The 23,743-nt window shown below is 41.8% G+C and carries 15 protein-coding genes; 7 read left to right on the forward strand and 8 right to left on the reverse strand.

Annotation, left to right across the window (positions count from 1 at the left end):
- A partial coding sequence (locus tag VK664_RS22530) for a lamin tail domain-containing protein (RefSeq protein WP_461400966.1) occupies positions 1 to 785 on the reverse strand: 785 nt, incomplete at its 3' end.
- A gap of 300 nt (positions 786 to 1,085) precedes the next feature.
- On the opposite strand from VK664_RS22530, the gene VK664_RS22535 reads away from it, so the two are divergent.
- Both VK664_RS22535 and VK664_RS22540 read left to right on the forward strand, forming a co-directional pair.
- Entirely contained in the window at positions 1,086 to 2,102 is a 1,017-nt protein-coding gene (locus VK664_RS22535) for an aspartate-semialdehyde dehydrogenase (protein ID WP_461400967.1), read from the forward strand.
- 125 nt (positions 2,103 to 2,227) lie between these two features.
- Entirely contained in the window at positions 2,228 to 3,058 is an 831-nt protein-coding gene (locus VK664_RS22540; protein ID WP_461400968.1) for an endonuclease/exonuclease/phosphatase family protein, read from the forward strand.
- A 97-nt stretch (positions 3,059 to 3,155) separates the two neighbouring features.
- On the opposite strand, the gene VK664_RS22545 is transcribed toward VK664_RS22540, so the two are convergent.
- The 4 genes from VK664_RS22545 to ligA form a co-directional block, all read right to left on the reverse strand.
- A complete protein-coding gene (locus VK664_RS22545) occupies positions 3,156 to 3,500 on the reverse strand; it encodes a hypothetical protein (RefSeq protein ID WP_461400969.1) in 345 nt (114 codons plus the stop codon).
- Between the two features lie 81 nt (positions 3,501 to 3,581).
- Positions 3,582 to 4,250, reverse strand: coding sequence for a DUF2461 domain-containing protein (locus tag VK664_RS22550; RefSeq protein ID WP_461400970.1), 669 nt, complete (start codon positions 4,248 to 4,250; stop codon positions 3,582 to 3,584).
- A 9-nt stretch (positions 4,251 to 4,259) separates the two neighbouring features.
- Entirely contained in the window at positions 4,260 to 4,823 is a 564-nt protein-coding gene (locus VK664_RS22555; RefSeq protein WP_461400971.1) for an NUMOD4 domain-containing protein, read from the reverse strand.
- Positions 4,824 to 4,915: 92 nt separating this feature from the next.
- Positions 4,916 to 7,006 carry an NAD-dependent DNA ligase LigA gene (gene ligA, locus VK664_RS22560; RefSeq protein ID WP_461400972.1) on the reverse strand — a complete coding sequence of 697 codons (2,091 nt, stop codon included), beginning with the start codon at positions 7,004 to 7,006 and terminating at the stop codon, positions 4,916 to 4,918.
- A 193-nt stretch (positions 7,007 to 7,199) separates the two neighbouring features.
- On the opposite strand from ligA, the gene VK664_RS22565 reads away from it, so the two are divergent.
- The 5 genes from VK664_RS22565 to VK664_RS22585 all read left to right on the forward strand — a co-directional run bounded on the left by VK664_RS22565 (position 7,200) and on the right by VK664_RS22585 (position 20,046).
- Entirely contained in the window at positions 7,200 to 7,874 is a 675-nt protein-coding gene (locus VK664_RS22565; RefSeq protein WP_461400973.1) for an NUDIX hydrolase, read from the forward strand.
- A gap of 372 nt (positions 7,875 to 8,246) precedes the next feature.
- Positions 8,247 to 11,234, forward strand: a complete 2,988-nt coding sequence (locus tag VK664_RS22570; RefSeq protein ID WP_461400974.1) for a SusC/RagA family TonB-linked outer membrane protein — start codon at positions 8,247 to 8,249, stop codon at positions 11,232 to 11,234.
- A 21-nt stretch (positions 11,235 to 11,255) separates the two neighbouring features.
- On the forward strand, positions 11,256 to 12,791 hold the full coding sequence (locus tag VK664_RS22575) for a RagB/SusD family nutrient uptake outer membrane protein (protein ID WP_461400975.1): 1,536 nt from the start codon (positions 11,256 to 11,258) through the stop codon (positions 12,789 to 12,791).
- A 122-nt stretch (positions 12,792 to 12,913) separates the two neighbouring features.
- The gene (locus VK664_RS22580) at positions 12,914 to 16,300 is read left to right on the forward strand and encodes a VCBS repeat-containing protein (RefSeq protein WP_461400976.1); all 3,387 of its coding nucleotides are present in this window, start codon (positions 12,914 to 12,916) and stop codon (positions 16,298 to 16,300) included.
- A 182-nt stretch (positions 16,301 to 16,482) separates the two neighbouring features.
- A complete protein-coding gene (locus tag VK664_RS22585) occupies positions 16,483 to 20,046 on the forward strand; it encodes a VCBS repeat-containing protein (protein WP_461400977.1) in 3,564 nt (1,187 codons plus the stop codon).
- A 63-nt stretch (positions 20,047 to 20,109) separates the two neighbouring features.
- Here the strand turns inward: VK664_RS22585 and VK664_RS22590 are convergent, their stop codons facing one another.
- The 3 genes from VK664_RS22590 to VK664_RS22600 all read right to left on the reverse strand — a co-directional run bounded on the left by VK664_RS22590 (position 20,110) and on the right by VK664_RS22600 (position 23,387).
- Positions 20,110 to 21,027 (reverse strand): hypothetical protein, encoded by a 918-nt coding sequence (locus tag VK664_RS22590; RefSeq protein WP_461400978.1) that lies wholly within the window; start codon positions 21,025 to 21,027, stop codon positions 20,110 to 20,112.
- 24 nt (positions 21,028 to 21,051) lie between these two features.
- Positions 21,052 to 21,651 (reverse strand): HD domain-containing protein, encoded by a 600-nt coding sequence (locus tag VK664_RS22595; RefSeq protein WP_461400979.1) that lies wholly within the window; start codon positions 21,649 to 21,651, stop codon positions 21,052 to 21,054.
- A gap of 107 nt (positions 21,652 to 21,758) precedes the next feature.
- A complete protein-coding gene (locus VK664_RS22600; protein WP_461400980.1) occupies positions 21,759 to 23,387 on the reverse strand; it encodes a serine hydrolase domain-containing protein in 1,629 nt (542 codons plus the stop codon).
- Positions 23,388 to 23,743: the final 356 nt, after the last annotated feature.

Here is a 23,743-nt window from a genome sequence, read left to right on the forward strand (position 1 = left end):
TGCATTGCCGCATTCATAGTAAGCTCAATTTCTTCAAAGGAAGGGCCCACCGGAATTGCTTTTATTATGGTGTTGCCCGTGTTGGTGAAATGATAACCCGAAACATTAGCGGCAGTAATGCTATCCAGCGGTTCATCAAAAACCAAAACAACTGTCTGGCTGTCCTTTATATAACTTTTTACTACTGCCGGGGATTGTTCATCCGGATTCAATCTGTTTACAGAATTTGTGAAGCCAGGTGTGCCTCCTTTACTTTGCTCACTTGCTTTCCAGTTAGCAGCTCCTGAGCAAAAATTGAGCGGGTCAATCATTTCGAGGGTCCAGCCGCCTTCTTTTTTTACATCATTCAAATACCAGGAGTTATAATAATGAACATGATGAACCAGGTTCCCGGCAGGGTCATACAAACTAATCCGGTCTTCTTCATTGTTCAGCGAGGGCAAACCGGTCAGGCCAATCGCAGTACCAAAGGTGCTGAAGCTTACTACCGCAGCCTGCGGACAAACAACAAGGAAACTATCAGGCCTTAGCTCAAAGCTGGTAGTTATTGTCCCAATGCTGGTGCCATCACTGATCTTCCAACCCTTGAGATTAATCATCGAGCCGGAAACGTTCTTTAACTCGATGAATTCTGATGCCGGTATGGCTGACCTGGCATCAGGATCAGGATATAATTCTGTAATCACCAGTGCATGTTTGAAAGACTGTTGAATTTGGGATTGGCAGGGTGTTGGGAGACCCGTTGAGAGGAAAACGAGGATACAGGCGACCAGTGTTTTTATCATTTGATTAATATTTAAGAAATAAATCAAGTTAAAAATTTGGGAAGTCGCCCGCAGGTGGTTATTTTTGAAACTCAGGTGAAAATCACGGTAAAAAATATCAAGAACATAAAGAAGATGCCCTCCACAGGGGAAGGTTGAACGTGTTCTGATATCAGCATATTCAAAAAGCCTTCCCCCGGGGAGGCTTTCTTGTTTTTTACACCTTATAGAAAACGGAATAAAATAGACACATAAAACGAAATCAACGATTTACAGACAATTCAATAACAGACAAATCAATATTTAATACTTAAAAAAATCATGAAACAATTAAAAGTTGCCGTTGTAGGTGCCACCGGGCTGGTAGGTACAAAAATGTTACAGGTTCTTGCTGAACGTAATTTTCCTGTCGCTGAAATTATTCCCGTTGCTTCTGAACGTTCAGTCGGAAAACAGGTGGAATACAAGGGCAAACAATATAAGGTGGTAAGCATGGAGGACGGCATACTGGCAAAACCAGATGTTGCAATATTCTCAGCAGGCGGTTCTACTTCACTGGAATGGGCTCCTAAATTTGCTGAAGCAGGTATCACTGTTATTGATAATTCATCTGCATGGAGAATGGATCCGACCAAAAAGCTGGTGGTTCCGGAAATCAATGCTGATGCGCTTACTGCTTCTGATAAAATTATCGCCAATCCAAACTGTTCAACTATACAAATGGTTGTTGCACTTAACCCGTTGCATCATCAATATAAAATCAAACGTATCGTTGTTTCCACTTATCAAAGTGTGACAGGTACCGGTAAAAAAGCTGTTGACCAGATGATGGGTGAACGTAATAAGACTGTGAAAGGATCTACGGATGAATTTCCAATGGCATATAAGTATGAAATTGATATGAATGTCATCCCACAAATCGATGTGTTCCTCGATAACGGTTATACAAAGGAAGAGATGAAGATGGTTAATGAAACAAAAAAAATCATGCGCGATGATTCAATTCTTGTTACTGCAACTACCGTTCGTATACCTGTGATGGGTGGACACAGTGAAGCTGTGAACGTTGAATTCGAAAAAGATTTTGATCTTGCCCAGGTGCGTGATATTTTAAGCAACGCACCGGGTGTTGTATTGGTAGATGATCCTTCGCAGGCTCAATACCCGATGCCAAAAGATGCACATGAAAAAGATGATGTATTTGTTGGAAGGCTGCGCCGCGATGAATCGCAGGCCAATACTTTAAATATGTGGATAGTAAGTGATAACCTGCGCAAAGGAGCCGCTACCAATGCGGTGCAGATAGCGGAATACCTTATGCAAAAGGATCTTTTGTAAGACATGTATCTGTGTAAGACATGTATTTGGTGTTCATCAGATAAAAATCGAATAGCATCATATTTATTTTTGCCGGGCGCTTGCTTTATGCATCGCCCGGCTTTTCATAAATCAATATTGAACTGATGAAGTATTTATTCGGACTTGTTATCATTGTTACTGTAGGGGTTGCGGCTTGTAGCCCGAAAATCAATAACGGCGTTGCACCTGGTGCTGAAAATCGCAGTATTGCCCTTCCGGCTACATTGAACCTGCTTAGTTATAATATACATCATTGTAATCCTCCCACGGCAGGAACGCTGATCGATGTTGACACCATTGCGGGGGTGATCAGGAAACTCAACCCCGACCTGGTAGCTTTACAGGAGGTTGATGTAAAAACAAAAAGAAGTGGTGGAATTGATCAGGCCCGATTGCTGGGTGAAAAAACAGGTATGAAGGCCTATTTCTTTAAAGCCATTGATCACGATGGGGGAGAATATGGGGTCGGTATTCTTAGCAAACTTCCGGTCAGCGACTTCAAACAATATAAATTACCGACGGTATCGGAATCTAAAGGCGAGCCCAGGATTCTTGCAACTGTAACAATAACAGGTAAGGATGGCAATGATCTGATTTTTGCCTGTACTCACCTTGATGCACAATCGAATCCTCAGAACAGGTTGTTGCAAATACGGGAGATCAATTCAATTTTGAAAGATAACAAACTGCCGGTAATCATTGCTGGTGACCTTAATGCAGCTACCGGTTCTGAAGTGATTAATATTTTTGATGAAATGTTTGCCCGCACCTGTACCAACTGTGCTTTTACGATCCCGGTATTGAAACCAAATAAAACGATCGACTTTATAGGCTATAAACCGACCACCAGGTTTGAAGTAGAGAAACACGAGGTAATCAACGAGACCTATGCTTCGGATCATTTACCCGTTAGCGTGAGACTCAAGCTGAAATAAATAACAGAAAATCTACTGTAATACAACGGACAATCTATTGACACACGTTCATAACTCATAACTACACTCACCACTTACCACTCACCACTGAAAAAGCCTAATTTTTATTAGAACGTATCCTTACCGTCGTCATACCTGCAACCAACGATGGGGTTTCGACGACTTTACCATTGAGTTTGATTTTCATTTTACCCCGGAATGCTTTGTCGTACTTTAACTGGTATTCGTCGCTGCTTATCTTTTTGCTTGGATTATAAACGTCTTTTTCAAAATCGCTTTTCTGTGAAGTGACGTTACGGCTATATTGTTTCATTTCCAGGCAATTCTCTTTACTGAAAAGAGGCATACAAAGTGATTCTACTGTTGCTATATTTTTTTCAAGCGAGATTTTATAGTAATAGGTAGAAAAAAGGTAACGGGTTTTACGATAGAGAACAGTCATACAAATCTTTTTATGATTTGTATTCTATGCAAATCCCGGACCAACCTAAAATTGGAAAATATGTGGATTTAACATTCCTGGCTAGCCTAATGCGCGGTTTATGAAGTAGATGAAGGGTTGTAAAGTCTCGAACGCAGCAAGAACTTTTTTTGTTAAATCTGCCGAAGTCATTTCAACATCAGTCAATGGCTTCATTGCCAGCCAGCTTTTTAGTTTGATATAGGGAGCCGCAGGGTTATCTGCCTCAAAACCATGTGGAATTTTTTTCAGACTGGCATCATCACCTGTATAAAGTCCACCATAAATGGCTTTAAACTTTTTCGACTCAAAGATGGATCTGAATTCGTCAAGACAATAATCAATCTCCTGCCTCACCTTTTTAGTTTCTTCAGGCATAGGCATCCACAGCCCGCCACCAACGAAGCTTTTGCCTCCCGGTTCAAGGTGAATATAATAGCCAGCGTAGATGGATTTTTTTCCACCCCGATCAAGGCTTGCCCCCATATTTGTCTTGTAAGGCGTTTTATCTTTGGAAAAACGTATATCCCGGTTGATCCTGAAGGTGCATTTTTTGGCAACAAGGTCACGGATAGTTTCATCCTTTCTGCCATGTTTGTCGATCAACTCCTGTATGAAAGTTTCGAAGTCGGATTTAGCTGCATCGTATTTTTCTCTGTTGTTGTCGAACCAGGTCTTGCTATTGTGTTTACTAAGGTCCCGGAGAAATTTTACCGTCGAAGGTTGAAGCATTTTTTATTATTATTTTACCCTGGCCCAATTTTCACCGCTTTTTATACGGTACATAGTCATTTCACTTACACCGTACTTTTCAGCGAGTTTCTTAATAGTGATTTTACGTTTCTTGTCAATCAGTGTTTTCTTGATGCTCTCAACTTGCTTGGCATTCAACTTCAACCCAACTGATCTGTTAGCCTGCACTTTTTTGTAGGCGAGTTTAGCAGGACTGCTTTGCTGATGTTCGATCATTTCCTCCAGGGAAGCCCAGGCAAGATTTTTAACCGAGTTGTCAAGCTTATTGTGATTTGTATGAATCACAAACTTGTTCCTGGTTGAAGATTTGCCAAGGAACAACCTTGCAATTTCGCGATGAATGTAAAGGGTTCCGTTATTGCCGGGCCGATGAAGGTTTAACGTTCGGTAACCGGTAGTTAGAGAACCCTGTAAGAGTTTGCCATCTTCTATTACATCTTCAGTAAAACTAGCAATCCGTCCATTTGAAGAGAGGGCGTATTTTTTTCGGAGATGTTTCCAGCCGGGAAACTGCAAAGGTTTCCACACTTCGCCGGGGATTTTTTTTACCATGACTCCTTTTATTTAAAGATACAAATAAATTATAACGTGAACTGTGGTACTACATCAATAATTAATCCATGACCAGCTACATGACAAATAGGCTAATGATTGACCATTTCAAGAAACTCTGCTTCACTAATAATTCTGACAGAATTTATTTTTTTAGCTTTCTCAAGTTTTGAACCTGCATCTTCTCCTACAATAAGATAGTTGAGTTTAGAGCTGACGCTGCCTAACAGTTTACCACCCTGTGCTTCAACCATTGCTTCAGCGTCGGTTCTTTTAAGTGTAGGCAGTGTCCCGGTAAAGAGAAACGTTTGTCCGCCAAGGTTACCCTTGTCCATCGAACTTTTTCGGGTACTTTTCAAAGTGAGACCCAGGCCTTCAAGTTCTTGCAACATCGCAATATTGTCATCGTTATGGAAAAACTGGTAAATACTTCCCGCTACCTTGGGTCCGATATCTTCAAGGCTGGTAAGCTGTTCAGGTTTAAAGTCTGCGAAATCAAGCAGGTGTTTTACTGAATGCGCAAGCACTTTTGCAGTTGTTTCGCCAACATACCGGATTCCAAGTCCAAAAATCAGCCTGTTCAAGGGCTGTGTTTTCGAATTTTCAATCGCTGACTGCAGGTTAGTAATACTTTTTTCCCCAAAGCCTTCGAGTGATCTGACTTTTTCAAAAGGTATGCGGTAAATTCCTGGAATGTCAGACAGGAAGCCGAGATCAAAGAACTTGCGCACATTTGCTTCGCCAAATCCCCTGATATCCATCGCGTCTTTGCTGGTGAAATGAATGATCCTTTCAACAACCTGCGCTTTACAGTTTATATTAACGCAACGCCAAACTGCTTCTTCCGCAGGTTTCACGAGTTCATCGCCACAAACCGGACAATTTTTGGGGAATACGATGGGAATCTCTTTACCGGTCCGCAATTCACTCAACGCTTTCACAATATATGGTATCACATCCCCCGCTCTTTCTACGAGTACTGAATCTCCGATCATAAGATCTTTCTCCCGGATTACATCTTCATTGAACAGTGATATGGAACCAACTGTAACTCCTCCGATCGGTACCGGCTCAATCTTTGCGACCGGTGTAACAGAACCGGTTCGCCCAACCTGGTATTCAACAGCCCGGAGTTTACTGGTAGCCTGCCTAGCCTTGAATTTAAAAGCCATTGCCCAACGCGGGTGATGAGTTGTCATTCCCAACCGGTCCTGGAGATCTATATCATTCACCTTTATTACCATTCCATCAATTTCATAGGGCAGATTATCGCGTTCGGTTTCGTATTCGTTGCAATAGGCAATAACGGCATCAATGCCTTTTACAACCCGCATCTCTTTTTGCGGACTACGAAAGCCGAGGTTCCATAGCATTTCCAGCATGCCGCTATGGGTATCAAGTGCGGAGTTAGCTCTGAAGTTTGGATCGTCCACATGATAACTTACGTTGTACAAAAACGCCTGCAGATTGCGGCGGGCAACTTCTCTCGAATCTTTTATTCGTAATGCACCGGCTGCAGCATTCCTGGGATTGGCAAGGGGAGCCAGGTTTTGTTCAACGAGTTGATCGTTATACTTCTTAAAACTGTTTTTATTCATCAGCACCTCACCGCGGATTTCGATCATCTCGATGCCATAGGTGGAGAAAGCGGCAGAAAGCGGTACAGATTTCACCTGCCGGATATTCGTGGTGATGTCGTCACCTTCCACGCCATTCCCACGGGTGACACCACGCAGCAACATATCACGTTCATATATAACCGAGATACTGGCGCCATCAAATTTCGGTTCAACGCAATATTCTACAACCGGTAATTTTGACAACTCCCTGACTTTGCGATCCCAATCTCTAAGGTCCTCTGCGTCATAAGAATTTTCAAGTGATAACATAGGAACGAGATGGAGAACCTTGGGAAAATCGTCCGTTAAACCTTTTGCTACCCGCTGGGTAGGGGAGTCGGGGGTTATAAGATCCGGGTTCGATACCTCTATCGCCTGCAGCTCCTTATATAACTGATCGTATTCCCCGTCTGCGATCAGGGGATCATTCATAATATAATAACGATACTCATGAAAACGAAGCACTTCCCTTAGTAGGTTTAGGTCTTTTTTTCCTGTTGTTTTCTGCTTCAGGATTGCGTTGGTTGATTCCTGTAGTGATTTAGTCTGGGCATTTGAATACATACATGTGATTTGCGTTGATAAAGATAGGCCAGGCCGGTGAAAAAAGATTTTCACCATGTTCAGAAGGATATGTTAACAGGATTAACTAACATTGGAATGAAATAGTGTGGAATGCCGACGATTTTCGTTTGAATTGCCATTGCTTGTTCATAACAAATCATTGATGACATCACCAAAAAACATTCAGCAGCTAATGAATGAACAGACGGAATATTTCCGTATAGGGATCTCCGTTGACTGCGTAATTTTTGGGTTTTATAATAATGAACTAAAAGTGTTGCTCATCAAGTCTGACCTGGAAGAATTCCGGGACCATTGGTCGTTGTTGGGTGACCTGGTAAAGCCGGATGAAAACCTCGACAACGCTCCATACAGGGTACTAAAGGAAAGAACAGGGCTCGAAGATGTGTTTCTTGAACAGGTTTACAGCTTTGGCGATGTGAACCGACATCCGGCCGGGCGGGTAATTACTACAGCTTATTATTCACTGGTAAATGTAAGGGACCACGATCTTAAGCTTGAGCATAACCAGTTACACTGGCACCCGGTGAATGATATAACAACCCTGGCTTTCGACCATAAAAAAATCCTGGATACCTGTATCAGGCAATTACAAAGCAGGATCGAAGATCAGCCGATCGTTTTCAATATGTTACCTCAAAAATTTTCTCTTCGCGAGCTACAGAGTTTGTACGAATCTATTCTTGGCCAGAAACTGGACCGCAGAAACTTCCGCAAAAAATTTTTTCACATGGATTGGCTGCTGGATGCCAATGAACTTGAACAGGATGTGCCCCATCGGCCCGGAAAATTGTATCTTTTTAATAAAGCCCGATTCGCACAAAAAAATTTACATAGCCAAACTTGATCTACGTAACCCACTTGATCTACATAGCTAAACTTAATCAACATAGCTAACCTGATCTCCATAGCTAAACTTAATTTAAATAGCCAGACTTAAATGCTTTTCATAGGTCAACTTCAAAGGCAGATTCAGGAAAATTTCAAACGCAAATTAAAAACTTCAAAACGAAGTTTAAACAATCATGCAGCTATATGGATAATTATCGTGTCCTTATCTGTAGTGGTCATTCATAACTCTTTATAGTCAATTTCAATCAATTAACTATTAAATGACTGTTAAGATTTTTTTGGATGTTCATGTAATTGTTCTATAATTGTGTAATAGTCACACATTGTGATTGTACAAGCCATATTAATAAACCAATAATCTCGCTGTATGCAAATCAAACGATTGCTTATAAGGGCCGCCTTGCCTTTATTATTGCTATTTGTTACCCAGACCCTGCTGGCTCAAAACAGGGAAATCACAGGAAAAGTAACAGACTCTAAAGATGCATCACCTGTTTCAGGCGCATCGGTCCAGGTAAAAGGGACAAACCAGGGAGTCTCCACAAAAGCAGATGGAACATTCGCAATCTCCGTTCCGGCCAATGCCACAACACTTACAGTATCTTCAGTTGGTTTCACAGAAGCCGAAGTTGATATTACGAACAAAACTTCCGTTGATGTTACACTTGAGGCTTCAGGTGCAGATCTTAGCGAAGTTGTAGTTGTAGGATATGGTACGGTAAGAAAAAGAGATTTAACGGGTGCCGTTGTCTCGGTTCGCGAGAAAGATTTTAATAAAGGAACCTTTACTGCACCCGATCAGTTGATCCAGGGTAAAGTTGCCGGTGTCCAGGTTCTTAATAATAGTGGTGCGCCAGGTGGCGGAACTACTGTGAAGGTGAGAGGAAACTCTGCTATCACTGGCTCCGGTCAACCGCTGTATGTGGTTGACGGTGTTCCTTTGGATGGTCGTTCTTCCCGTCCGGGTCTTGATGTTGGCGGAATTGGTATGTCCCCTGCTGGAAATCCTTTGAACTTTATCAATCCAGCTGATATCGCTTCAATGGAAATCCTGAAAGATGCATCAGCAACAGCAATTTATGGTTCACGTGCAGCTTATGGAGTTGTTTTAATCACTACCAAAAGAGGTGTGAGCGGTCAGCCAAAACTTGATATCGGAGCTTCCTATGGTCAAAGTAAGCTGATGAGGAAAATTGACATCCTGGATGCTGCGGATTTCAGACAGGCATTAACAAAATTCGGCGCACCTGCAACAAATGATAAAGGAAGTGATGTGGATGCGTTAGACGCTGTTCTCCGCACTGCCAGCGTTCAGACTTATAATGCTGCGGTAAGCGGTGGTAATGAAAATGCCAAATACCGTTTATCTACCAGCCTGCTCGATCAGGAAGGAATTGTACGTAAAACTGATTTCAAAAAATACACAGTTGGTTTAAACGCTAATTTCAAATTTCTTGAGAAAAAGAATCTTGGTATCGATTTTAATGTAATATCAAGTCAGTACATAGAGAATGTTGCCCCGATTTCAACCAATGCAGGTTCAACCGGTAGTTTGATCACCCAGGCACTTCAGTGGAACCCGACAGAGTCGCTTTACAAAGCCGGAACTGATTCACTGAATATTGCTGCAGGTGGTGGTATTGTTAACCCCCTGGCCATGTCGGAAGCTTATAATGATAATTCCAAGGTTACTACAATCCTGGGAAGTGTTTCTCCTTATATAAAGATTACCAAGGACCTGGAATACCGTATGCTCTATAGTATTAATTATAGCACAGGTGTTCGTAGAAGCTCAGTTGCTTCTTACCTGAATCTGAATGAGATCATCGGTAAGGGAAGAGCATTCATTTCTAATAATGAACTGGTCACTCAACAGCTAACGCACACGCTGAATTATAACAAACAATTTACTTCAGATTTCAGTCTCAACGCCCTCGTTGGATATGAGTACATGAAGTACACCAACAAGGGAAGCAGCATGAATGCTTTTGGTCCTGACGGTGGTGGCTTTGGAAGTTATGGTCTTGATTATACCAATTATATACAGTATTCAAACGCCTCTTCACGTGGCATAAATTCCTTCATTGACCCGGTTTCTGAATTGCAGTCTTATTTTGCAAGAGCGGTAATGAACCTCAAAGACAAGTATTTGTTAACCGCAACTTTCAGAGCTGATGGTTCTACAAAGTTTGGTTCAAACAATGCTTATGGTTATTTCCCATCAGTGTCTGCTTCATGGGTTATAAGCAAGGAAGATTTCTTCAAAGCAAGTTTTGTTAATGATCTCCGTGTTAGAGCAAGTTGGGGTATCACCGGAAACCAGGAGTTTCCATCAGGAGCTTCACAAACCAGGTACACATTTAACGGCCCTGCGGCTATCGGTCTTGCAAACAATGGCAACCCAGATTTGAAATGGCAGTCTGACGAACAATATAACTTCGGTCTTGATTTCGCAATTTTTGATAATCGTATTACCGGTTCATTGGATTATTTCAATAAAAAAACCTCAGATCTGTTATTCCCAACCACACCAATACAACCTTCTGCTCCCGGTGCAACAGTTACCTGGAAAAACCTGGATGGAGAGGTTATCAACAAAGGGTTTGAGTTTTCGATCAACGCTAACATCATCAGATCAAAAGATTTCTCATGGGATCTTGGTGTCAATGCAAGCTTTATTGAAAACGAAATACAGAATCTCGGAGCTCCAATCAGAACAGGTGGTCTGCATGGTCAGGGTGTGACTGGAGCTTCTGTGGAAACAATCAGGAACGGTCTACCGATCAATGCTTTCTTCACCCGCGCTTATGGTGGATTGGATAAGACTACCGGCCAGGCAATTTATCCTGACGGGGAAATATTCAGCTACCAGGGAAATCCCAATCCTAAAACTGTAATGGGAATAAGCACCACATTAGCTTATAAAAAACTGATGTTGGTTGTGAACATGAACGGTGCATTCGGACAGAAGATCTATAACAACACTTTCAATAACGTAATCAATGTTGCGAACCTTGTTGGAGGCAAAAACATTGCGCGTTCAATTTATGAAGATCCAACAAAGGAAGCTTTATCAAACCGCGTAACACCTTCGGCAAGATTCATCGAAAAAGGAAATTACATGAAGATGGCAAATGCTACCCTTTCTTATGGAGTAGGTGATGTAGCCAAATTCATTAAAAATGTAAACGTATTCCTGACCGGTCAGAACCTGTTTGTGATTACTAATTTCTCAGGATTTGATCCCGAAGTTAATACTGATAAGAGCTTGAATTCTGTTCCATCATTGGGTATTGAATATGCTCCATATCCACCTGCAAGAACAATCACGCTTGGAGTAAATTTTTCTCTCTAAAAATTTTAAAGAACTCGTTATATGAAAAGTATCAAAATATTAGTTTCAACTGCGCTTGTCTTATCTGCGGTTGGTTGTACAAAACTTGATGAGACCTTACAGGGTGATCTCAGTGGCACACAGGTTGGCACCAGTGGCGGTGGCAACAACGCTGCCCTGCTCCGTGGTATTTATAATTCCATGCGCGTAAGCTACCAGGGCCAGGAAAGAGTATTTGCTCTTGGTGAATTGCCAAGTGATGCTGCAATTGTACCAACACGTGGAGGGGACTGGGATGATAATGGTGCATGGCGCGTTTTACATTCTCACGCCTGGGATGCTGAAAATCAGTATATCCGTAATGCATATAATGACTTATCGGGAACGTTGTTTGCGTCTACTGACTTTTTGCAATACAACCCCACACCTCAACAGGCTGCGGAAGCCCGTTTCCTGAGAGCTTTCACGATGTTTGACATTCTTGATGGATGGGACCAGGTGGCATATCGCGAACCAGGTGAAAACACTTTGCTTCCATCAAAAGTTAGAAAAGGAACAGAAGCGCTTGATTATATCATCGCTGAATTGACTGCTATTTTGCCTCAACTGAAAGTAAGCGGCCCTATCGGAGCTAACCAGGATGGAGCTAAAGTGCTTTTGATGAAGTGTTATCTTAACAAGGGAGCTATTGCAAACAGGGCAGCGCCAACATTCGCGCCAGCTGATATGGCCCAGGTGATAACACTTGCTGACCAGGTGATCAACAGCAACAGGTATACGCTTGCCAATAACTATTTTGACAACTTTGCGCCGACAAATGGCACTATAGGCACCGAAAATATCTTCACCGCTGAAAACGTTGGTGGTGTGGAATCAGGTGGTTTGAACTCCCGCTGGCACATGACCATGCACTATAATCAGAATCCCGGTGGATGGAACGGTTTCACTACACTTTCTGATTTTTATCAAAAGTTTACTCCAACAGATCAAAGGAGAGGTGTAGCTTACCCAACGCCCGGAGCGCCAAATCCAGGCAACCGGATTAACGTAGGATTTATGATTGGACAGCAGTATAACTGGACAACAGACGCAGAACTTCTTGATAGGTCAGGTGGCAAACTGGCGTTTACTCCCGAAGTCAACAGCGTCGAAACGGATGTAAGCGCAATTGAGCGGAGCGGTATCCGTGTAAACAAATATCCAATCGATTACCCGAATGACGGTAGCGGCCGGGTTGATAATGATTATGTATATTATCGTATTTCGGATGTGATGCTGATGAAAGCAGAAGCTTTGCTTAGGACAAGTGCAGCGGGTACGGCTTTACCTATCGTGAATACTATTCGTGTGAAAAGAGGCGTTGCTCCATTTGCTACACTGACGCTGGATAACCTGCTGGATGAAAGAGGACGTGAGTTGTATTGGGAAAATTACCGCAGACAGGATCTTATCCGCTTTGGAAAGTTTCTTCAGCCTTACCAGGAAAAACCAACAGACGATCCTAAGTACTTTTTGTTCACGATTCCAAATGAGCAGCTGGCTGTAAACCCTAACCTGACTCAAAATCCAGGTTACTGATAAATTAATAAGACTTATTTTTATAACCCTAAAAGGTCAGGTACAACTGGTCTTTTAGGGTTTTTTAATTCAGAATTATGTCTTTTTAACTTGTTGTTAATTTATAATCGTGTTTGCTGCAGATGAGAAATGATTTGATTTTTTTTGCAATTGTGTGTTGCCTGGCCTTGTCTTCATGTAAAAATGATAAACCGGTTTTATTTGATCTGATGACAGGCACCGGTATTGATTTCAATAATGTCGTCCAGGATACCAAAGAAGAAAATGGCTTTTACTTTCGCAACTTTTACAATGGTGGCGGCGTAGCCATCGGTGATATAAACAATGATGGTCTTGCTGATGTTTTTCTGACCTCGAATCTTGGTGATAATAAATTATTCGTCAATAAAGGTGACTGGAAGTTTGATGATATTTCTGACAAAGCGGGCCTGAAACAGGATAGCATGTGGAGCACCGGTGTTGTTTTCACAGATGTCAATAATGACGGATGGCTGGATATCTATGTCTGTAATTCCGGCCATATGAAAACCGGTAACCGTCGAAACAAACTTTATATCAATAATAAGAATCTCACTTTCACGGAATCGGCTTCAAAATTCGGACTTGATATTTCTGCCTATACTACCCAGGTTTCTTTTTTTGATTATGATCTTGACGGTGATCTTGATTGCTTCATGATCAACAATAGTCCAATCCCCGTAAACACACTTAATTACTCCAACAAACGTGATCTGCCTGAAGCGGAGTGGCCGGTTGCAGAATTTCTTAAGGGCGGCGGAGATCATTTGTTCAGAAATGACGATGGAGTATTTCACGAAGTGTCTAAAGAAGCCGGGATTCACGGCACTTTGATCAGTTTTGGGCTTGGTGCTTCGGTCGGGGATCTTAACAATGATGGATATCCTGACATCTTTGTTTCAAACGATTCATACGAACGTGATTTTCTGTATATCAACCAGGGAAACGGCACTTTCAAAGATGAGCTTGAGCAAAGGATGGGGCATACCAGCTTTTCATCTATGGGTGCAGATGTTGCTGATATCAACAATGATGGCTTCCAGGAGATATTTTCAACCGATATGCTTCCCGGTGATGATTACCGGTTAAAAACACTTGGTGCTTTTGACAACATTGATCTTTACAACTCAAAAGTTAAAGCCGGCTTTTATCATCAATACATGATGAACTGCCTGCAATTAAATAATGGTGATGGTCGCTTTTCGGATATTGCCAATTTTAGCGGTGTTGCGGGAACGGACTGGAGTTGGGGTGCATTGATGTTTGACGCAGACAATGATGGATATAATGATATCTATGTTTGTAATGGTATTAATAAAGATGTCACCAATCTTGATTTCATGGATTTTTTCGCCAATGACGTAGTGCAGCAGATGGTAAAGACCGGGGAAAAAGAAAGCCTTGAAAAGGTGCTTGAAAAGATACCGGTGAATGCCATGCTTAATAAAGCTTATCGTAATCTTGGCAACCTGAGATTCGCAGACCAGGGTGAAGATTGGGGATTTACACAAAAGTCATTTTCCAATGGAGCAGCTTATGGGGACCTTGACAATGACGGCGATCTTGACCTGATCATTAATAACGAGAACCAACCTGCTTTTATCTATAAAAATAATTCAAGAGAATTAAACGGACATCATTACCTGGGTGTTAGTTTAAAGGGCTCACCAAAAAATTTATTTGCAATAGGAAGCCGTGTTATCATCTATGCCGACTCACAGGTAATTTCACGCGAACTTATTCCAAGCCGTGGTTTTCAATCTTCGGTAGATTATAAACTTATCATCGGCCTCGGTAATCGCACAAAGGTTGATTCTATGCAGGTTATCTGGCCGGATAGATCAGTGACCTCATTCCCGCTACCCGCAATTGATTCTGTGCATGTATTAAGTCAAAAAGTTAAAGTCAATCTGAAAGGTATTCCTGAATTCAATGACCTTACCGTTGCAGGTAACCTGTTTAATAATGGGAATGCCCACACCACCACACCCAAGATCGCAACCTTATTTAGCAGGTCTGACTTTAAATTTGATAAACACCAGGAGGATGACCATATCGATTTTTATTATGAAAGGAATATCCCGCAGATGTTATCGCGCCAGGGTCCCAGGGCTGCTGTTGCCGATGTAAACGGAGATGGACTTGAAGATATTTATATTGGTGGTGCAGCAGGACGGCCGGGCCAGTTATATATTCAGACAAGCCGCGGCTTTGAGAAAAAGGAACAGGAAGTATTTAAGCGATTTGCCGCATTTGAAGATGTCGCTGTTGCTTTCTTTGATGCCAACAAAGATGGGTTTACTGACCTGATGATCGGTTCAGGAGGAAACAAACAAACCAATATGGCAAGTTTTCTCGAGCACAGGCTTTATCTCAATGATGGTAAAGGAAATTTTACAATTGATATACGCGCTTTCCCCAAAAACAGTACAGACATTTCAACCATTGCACCACAAGACTTCGACAATGATGGTGACATCGACTTATTTGTAGGCAGTAGTAATGTTCCGGGCGATTATGGTGCAACTCCTCGAAGTTATCTCTATGAAAATGATGGGAAGGGCCTGTTTAAAGACATCTCTAAGACAAAGTTTCCTGCACTTTCCAATGCGGGCATGATTACAAAAGCTTTATGGACTGATTTGAACCAGGATGGTAAAAAAGAGCTTGTACTGACAGGGCTTTGGATGGCTCCCCGGATTTTCAATTATATAAATGGAGCAATGGTGGAACTGCCTACCAATCTGAATGGTTTGCATGGTTGGTGGCAAAGCATGGAAATTGCTGACCTGGATAAGGATGGTGATATGGATATAGTATTGGGAAATATTGGTCAGAATTTTTATCTGAATCCCGGGGCGAAATCTCCTGTAAAACTTTGGATGAATGACTTTGACGATAATGCCACTGTTGAGAAGATATTGACAAGGACGATAGACGGGAAAGATGTGCCGGTGTTTCTTAAAAGAGATCTCCAGGATCAGCTCCCATCACTAAAGAAGCAAACTATCAAACACGGAGAGTTCGCAAAAAAATCCATACAGGATTTGTTTCCAGGCCCGGCATTGAAAAAATCAGTTGTAAAGGAATTCAATTACTGCGCCTCCATTGTAGCCATCAACAAAGGAAACGGCCAATTTGATATCCGGGAATTGCCTGCACGGGTCCAGCTGTCTTCGGTAAATGCTATTGCATTCGGGGATGTGAATGCGGATGGTAACCCGGACATAATTGTGGGTGGCAACCAATATGGCTTTTTGCCACAGTTCGAAAGACTGGATGCAAGTTTTGGTGACATCCTGGTTAACAACGGCAAAGGAGAATTCACAGTAATGGATAACCGAAAATCGGGTCTGGATCTGAGGGGTGAAATCAGGGACATCAAACCTTTAGACTTTAAAGGGTTAAGGCAATTTATTTTTCTACAGAACAATGAATTGCCTGTTGTTTTCAAACTTAACACCAAATTAAATCATGAGGTGACGAACTGATGTTTAAGAAAATAAGACAAGGGCAAATTTTACTTATAGTATCGCTATTTGTTACTTGTGCTATTTCATGTAAGAACAAGCACAAAGAACAAGCGTTGTTCGAGGTATTGGAAAGTGATCGGACAGGGCTCAGTTTTGTCAATAAACTAACGCCTACAGACAGTTTTAACCTATTCGACTACATGTACTATTATAATGGTTCAGGTGTAGCTGCGGGCGACTTCAACAATGATGGGAAAATAGATTTGTTTTTTGCGGCCAATCAATCTAACAACAGGATATACCTGAATGAGGGTGATCTTAAGTTTAAGGATATAACCGAACCATCGAAGATTCCACAGGATGGTGGGTGGTCAACAGGTGTCTCAGTTGTAGACATAAATAATGATGGATTGCTGGATATATATATATCACGTGTTGGAAATTTTCACTCCCTCCAAAGCAAAAATCAATTTCTCATTTGCCAGGGAATTAATGCGGAAGGTATCCCTGTTTATGCGGATAAAGCAAAAGAATATGGCCTGGACTACTCAGGATTCAGCACCCAGGCTGCATTTCTTGATATAGATATGGATGGTGACCTTGATATGTTCCTGGTGAATCATACGGTTCATGAAAGTGGCGTTTACCGCCCACGCCAGGAATTTTTAGGAATTGTTCACCCGGTTTCCGGAGCAAGAATGTTTCGAAATGATGGGGGCCATTTCACTGACTTCACCAGCCAATCTGGTATTAACAGTTCAGTGATTGGTTATGGTCTGGGCATAGCGGTAGCAGACATCAACCTGGATGGCTTTCCCGACATCTATATCGGTAATGATTTTCATGAAAATGATTACCTATATATTAATAATGGCAAAGGAATATTCAGCGAACAAATTACAGATAAGATCGCCCATACCGGTAGGTTTACCATGGGTGTAGATGTAGCAGATGTCAACAACGACGGCCACAGCGAGATCATATCAATGGATATGCTTTCAGATGATCCTTACATACTTAAGAGATCGCTGGGGGAGGATGACTATGATATATTTAACCTCAAAATTTCATATGGCTATCAATACCAGTACACAAGAAACAATCTTCAGTACAACCGCGGGAATGGCTATTTTTCGGAGCTGGGACTTTATGCAGGTATTGCGGCCACAGATTGGTCATGGTCTCCCTTGTGGATAGATTTCGATAATGACGGATTAAAAGATCTGTTTATCTCGAACGGCATACCCAAGCGAATGAATGACATCGACTATATTAACTTTGTCTCAAACGAGGAAATACAAAGAAAACTTTCGCCGGGCAATAATAAAGAGAATGGTCTCGACATGATTGATAAGTTTCCAAAAATTAAAATAGAGAATAAGTTTTTTAAGAATGATGGCGCACTTTCCTTTTCAGATATTGGCACGCAGGTAAGTAATCCAAAAGATACATATTCAAATGGTGCAGTATATGCAGATTTTGATAATGATGGTGACCTGGACATAGTGGTAAACAACATTGACGAATCATCATTATTGTACAGGAATAATTTCAGTGAGAACGCTAATCAGGAATCCAATCAGGAATCTAATCAGGAACCAGATCAGCAATCAGATCAGGATCCTAATCAGGACTTTAATCCAGGCAAACCTGGACAAGTAAAATCGTCTACATCCGGAAATCAGAATGTACAGCCTGGTACAAGTTTCTCCATTTCAATTAAAGGCGATTCATTAAACAAACAGGCGATCGGTGCAAAACTGATTGTATGTGCAGGTGGTACAATCAGGCTCTATGAAAAGTTTGGCGTACATGGGTTTCAGTCTTCTATCGACATCCCGTTTCATGTAGGTGCGGCGAACCTGGCTATAGATTCGGTTTTACTAATCTGGCCGGATAATAGTTATGAAAAAATTCCCAATGAAAGATTTTCAGCTGTCACAGCTTCTGTCGCAAAAATTTCCAATGAAAACTTAGCCGGAAATAAAGCTGGAGGTGGTGAGATTTCTAAAGATAAGATTGCGGGTGAAGCAAATTCAAGCGATAATAATCCAAGCGATAATAATCCAGGCGATAAAAATTCAGGTACTTATTTACCAGGTGACATCATTCTTCAGTATAAAAGCGGGTTACCCAAATTTGATTATTCTTCCAACCTGTTTAAGAAGAAATATATTACTGGCAAAGCTTCAGACATTACCTATCAGGCCGGGATTGAATACAAACACGTTGAGAATGTGTTTGCAGAATTCAATCGCGAGCCACTGTTGCCACATATGTTGAGTACAGAGGGTCCTGCCCTGGCTGTCGGTGATCTTAACGGTGATGGACTTGATGATATATTTCTCGGCGCTGCGAGAGATACGAAGCCGTCATTATGGGTTCAAAAACCCGGCGGTAAATTTGAACGTTCCGTACAGGATGCACTGGATAATGATAGCATTTTCGAAGATATAAGTGCCTGCTGGGTTGATGTAAACAAAGACGGTCGCCAGGATCTAGTTGTGGCCAGTGGTGGTAATGAGTTTTATGGAAAATCAGAAAACCTGGCTCCGCGTGTTTATATAAACGATGGCTTTAAGCTCACTCGTAAAAAGGATGCGTTTTCAGATGTTTATCTAACCGCGTCGGTGGTTGTTGCTTCGGATTTTAACGGCGATGGATTTGAAGATCTTTTTGTAGGTGGCAGGGCTGTACCTATGGAATACGGGCGGATGCCGCAATCTTACTTGTTGCAGAACGACGGCAAGGGCCGTTTTACCGATGTTACTTCAAACATTTCCGGCGAGCTAGGACAGGCAGGGTTTGTTACATCGGCAATATGGTCGGACATCGATAAGGATGGTGACCCTGACTTGCTTTTGTCCGCTGAATGGGAAACCCTTACAGCCTTTATAAATGATAAAGGCAAGTTTACAAAACAGCTATTGACTGATAAAAAAGGGTGGTGGAATTTCATGCTTCCCTGCGATATCGACAATGACGGGGATCTCGACATTATCGCCGGGAACCTGGGTTTGAACAGCCGGCTCAGGGCTTCGGAAAAAGAGCCGGTCAGTATGTACTATTATGATTTTGACGGTAATGCAAGAAAAGAACAATTGCTTACTTATTATCTTAATCATAAGCAGATTCCATTTGCTTCAATTGCAGAATTGAATAAGCAGATCCCGGTAATCAGGAAAAAATTTCTTTATGCCGGTGATTTTGCAAAAGCAACGCTGCCTGAGATCTTTGATGCGGAAAAATTGAAGGCTGCCGATTTTTTCCAGGCTAATTATTTCTCAAATGCAGTTCTCATAAATAATGGCAGGATGCAATTTGACCTCAAGGCTCTGCCATGGGAAGCCCAGTTAACTTCTTTTCGTGATGCTACCGTTGTTAATGCCAATAATGACAGTCTACCTGATGTATTGCTTGTTGGGAATTATTTTGAATCGAATACTGAAATGGGCAGGTATGATGGTGATTTTGGAACCGTGCTAATCAATCAGGGTAGCGGTAACTTTAAAGCAGAACTTTTGAACGGTGTGTTAATAAAGGGCCAGGTCAGACATATCGCTGCATTTCGATCAAACTTATCAAACCCATCGAACTCAAAGTCATCAAATCCATCAAACTCATTAAAGTCATCAAGTCCAACAAACAAGTCAAAAGCCAATGATCAGGGGCCTGGTGGAAAGGCTAATCTGCAATATTTTATTATGGCAAGAAATAACGACAGCGCCATTGTGATTAGTTTACCCGGTCCTGGTTTTTATTAATAGACCTGTTTCGAATATAAACACCAGGTTGAAATCAATTTCTAATATTCGGGTCAGAAACAATTAATCCCTTAACGGATAATAAATCCTTGTTATCCACCGGGTGGTGTCCGGCTCTTTGGTCCGGTCTGTGATCATCGATTCGAAAGGTATAGCAGGTGAACTGAGCTTGTAATCGGCTTTGTATTGCCTGATATTTTCCCAGGCCTTATTGATTGTCCATTCCCCGCCCCGGATCTCAGTGGCTATCAGGTTTCCACCCACCAGGCCCTTCGCTATAAAACCATTATTCGACCTGAGCATCCGGCTTGTTGGGATACCCACCATGAGTTCGTAATTATTGGAATCAATTGCAGCACTGTACTTCATCGCTGCTCCCACTGCACTGTCACCCTGTAAAGCAACATTATTTCTGACCTCTGCTATTAAATCATAAGCATCTTTTGCCGTAGGATAATGATCCATTATAACCCTCTTTGATAAAAGCGGTTCATCTTTGAGTTGTGCTCTTACAATGTTTGCTGAATATATTTTTGTCTTATCATTCAGGAATGATGTCATATTACTCATGATTACATCCATTTGCTTTTTCAAAGCAATTGCCTTTTGATATTGTCTGAGGCGGGTGAAAGGATTGTTGCCGGTATAAAGAGTATCTCCCCATTCAATACCCGTTGAGTCGACATTGAAAGGAAGAAGGCGTAGTGTGGTTGTATAGGATTCGCCATCGCTTTTAATAATAATATCCGTCTTTGTAAAAAAAGTATTGGAAACCTGGTAATTGTGACCCTCCCTGCCTAATGGATCATGGTTGACCCATGCACGCCAGTTTTTCTCTTCAAAAAGAAATCGTTTAGCTGCAGGCAGACTACATTTAACAATACCTACATCAGATATAATCAGCCTCGACGGAATAAACAAATACACTGCAGCAAAAACAGCAATTAACAATATGGCTGTTGCCAGGAACCCCTTTTTCATATAGCACGAAATTACGCCGCTAAATTACTGAACGTTTTTTTGATGTGCGATGATAAAATCAATGATTTCTTCAAGCGGTATGTTTACACGGGAGAGTGCGTCTGTTATATCATCCCTGTTTACCTGGGCAGCGAACGAAAGTGTTTTTAATTTTTTTGTGATGCTTTTGGTGTCCATGCCTTCATAGCGTGTTGGCCGGATCAGTGCAGCTGCATGGATAAATCCTGATAATTCGTCGAACACATAAATCATTTTGTCCATACTGTTTACCGGTTCAACTCCAAAATACCTGGGTCCATGTGAAGCAATGCAATGGATCACTTCCGGATCTATATTCATCTCTTCGAGTTTCTCGATAATGACACGGCAGTGATCATCTGGATTTTTTTCCCAGTCAGCATCATGTAACAAACCCGCCAGTTCCCATTTAAGTGCTGTCTGTTCATCAGCCTGTTCTTTTTCGAGTGCCCATGCTTTCATTACAGCAGCCACCTGTTTCATGTGCAGGCGAAGCCGGTCATTGGGCACCCAGTCGTTCAACAATGCATGGGCTTCTTCGATAGACATTAGATTGCCGGCGTTTTTAACATCGCCGAAAGTAGAACGGTTGAGAGCGTGTGTCATGGAGGTGAAAATACAAAAAGTTGCGTCTCCGTTTTCACAGTGGTCCAACTTTCGTGAAGCCTGGAAAATTTCTTGAATGTATGATCTCCCGATTATCAATTCTTCCTTTATAGTTTTTTATATTTCAGCCCCAGGATTCTTCCACTATTTACTTCAAAGCCGGTAATTTTTTTATCCTTGTCCCTTAGGAACCGGATATGGTTCATCCACCAATTGGGAGTTGTAAATTGATCAGGAGCGATCAGCGTTAAATTGACACCTGAAAACTTCCTGTGTTCCAATGTGAGTTTACCATCGCGTTCGGTGACTGTATAGAAAGCTTCTGTTTCATCAGAGAAATAACGACCTGCATATTCAGCGGTGATTTTTGGAAGCACTGCAGGTTGTCGCTTGAACACCACGCTACTAACAGGGCTTTCCATTGTCATTTCCAAAACTGAATCACCCTTAATGTTTTTGGGTTCAACTATAACTACAGGACCTCCCGAAGGCAACACATAACGGCCAGGACCAGCTATTGCAAATTTTGACTCAACAGGATTCGATCCGTTCCGGCCGGCCCGGTATAGCTTGCCATCTTTCCAATACATTTCTCCCAGGTCGCCCCGGGCTGAATAATATTTGCCTTGCAGTTTTTTAAGAGAGTTACTATCCGCAAAGTTTGTATTAGCTGCAGGTTTCGTTTCCTCTTTGGTGTCAGTGATCAGCAGTTCTGCAACCTGCCTTACGAGTCCACCGGGGTTAACAAAACCGGAGTTACTGAATACTACAACTCCAAGATTTTTTTCAGGATATCTGCAGGCATAGGTTCTGAAACCTGCATCACCTCCGCCATGACCGATCTGATTCCAGCCCTTGAACTTATCCATTGAAATAGCGAATGCATAGTTTAATTTACGGCCATCATTAAGCACCCCCACTTCATGCATTTTTTGAATCAGATCTTTGCCACCCACCTGACCGGTGGCGAAATTGTTCAGCCATTTTGTTTCATCCTCCACAGTAGTGAGAAGGCTTGTTGCCCCTACGATAGAATAGCTGAGTACTGAATGCTGATAACCACCTTTTCCGTTTGGCGTATATGAATACGCACGGTTTGGTACAAGTTCCTGGTAGTTATCATGGAAATGTGTATCCTTCATACCCAGTGGCTGAAAAATAAACTTCTCTGTATACTGCCTCAGTGTAAGTCCACTGACTTTTTTTACAATCTCAGCCATTAATGTATAACCGGTGTTACAATACATGTGTTCCTGACCGGGCCTGAAGTTCAGTTCCTTTTGTTTTGATACAAGTTTTATAACGTGTTCCTGCGTGATCACATCATCCAGTTGCCAGCCTGCGTTAGCCAGTAGTTGCCATTGATCACGCAGGCCACTTGTATGATAGATAAGATGTTTAATAGTAATTTTCTCATGGAAGTCGGGCACATAATCAAGGTATTTTCTTATGTCGTCATTAAGCGAAAGTGTTCCATCTTTCTCGAGCATCAACATACAAAACGCAACATATTGTTTTGACTCGGAGGCGATATGAAACACCGTTTTTGGTGAGTTAGGAATGTTGTATTCGAGATTAGCCATGCCATAGCCTTTTTCGAAAACCAGCTCTCCGTTTCTTATTATAGCGATGGCACAGCCAGGCGTTTTGTCGGTATAAGATTTAAAAATGTTGTCGATCTTCAACTTTATGGAATCAGGAAGTTGAGACTGCTTCGATTTTAAGGAATCGGTCAATTGTGACTGATTTGGCTGAGATTGACAAGCCAAATGGAAGCTAACCATAATTATTAAACTGAGAAGCTTATTCATGTTTAACTTATTCATGTCTAAAAGATATAGAAATTTAATGAAATCTGTTTTGTGCATGGATAAACGAGTTGTTATTGGGATAAGAGGTCGCGATTTGGCAATTAAACACCTTGCCTGATTGTAAAATTGTTGATTATGCCCGTTCATGGCGCTCACTCGGTTCTTCACTCCGCCGGATGGGCCTTTCGGTTGGTTTGATTTGCCACTGTGATTCCTGGTTAATACCATTGTTCATGTCCCGCACGTGCGGGATTGTCTCCGATCGGCTTTTGTTCCCTGAT

This window comes from Flavitalea sp. (assembly GCF_035489435.1).
Taxonomy (GTDB): Bacteria; Bacteroidota; Bacteroidia; order Chitinophagales; family Chitinophagaceae; genus DATHKG01.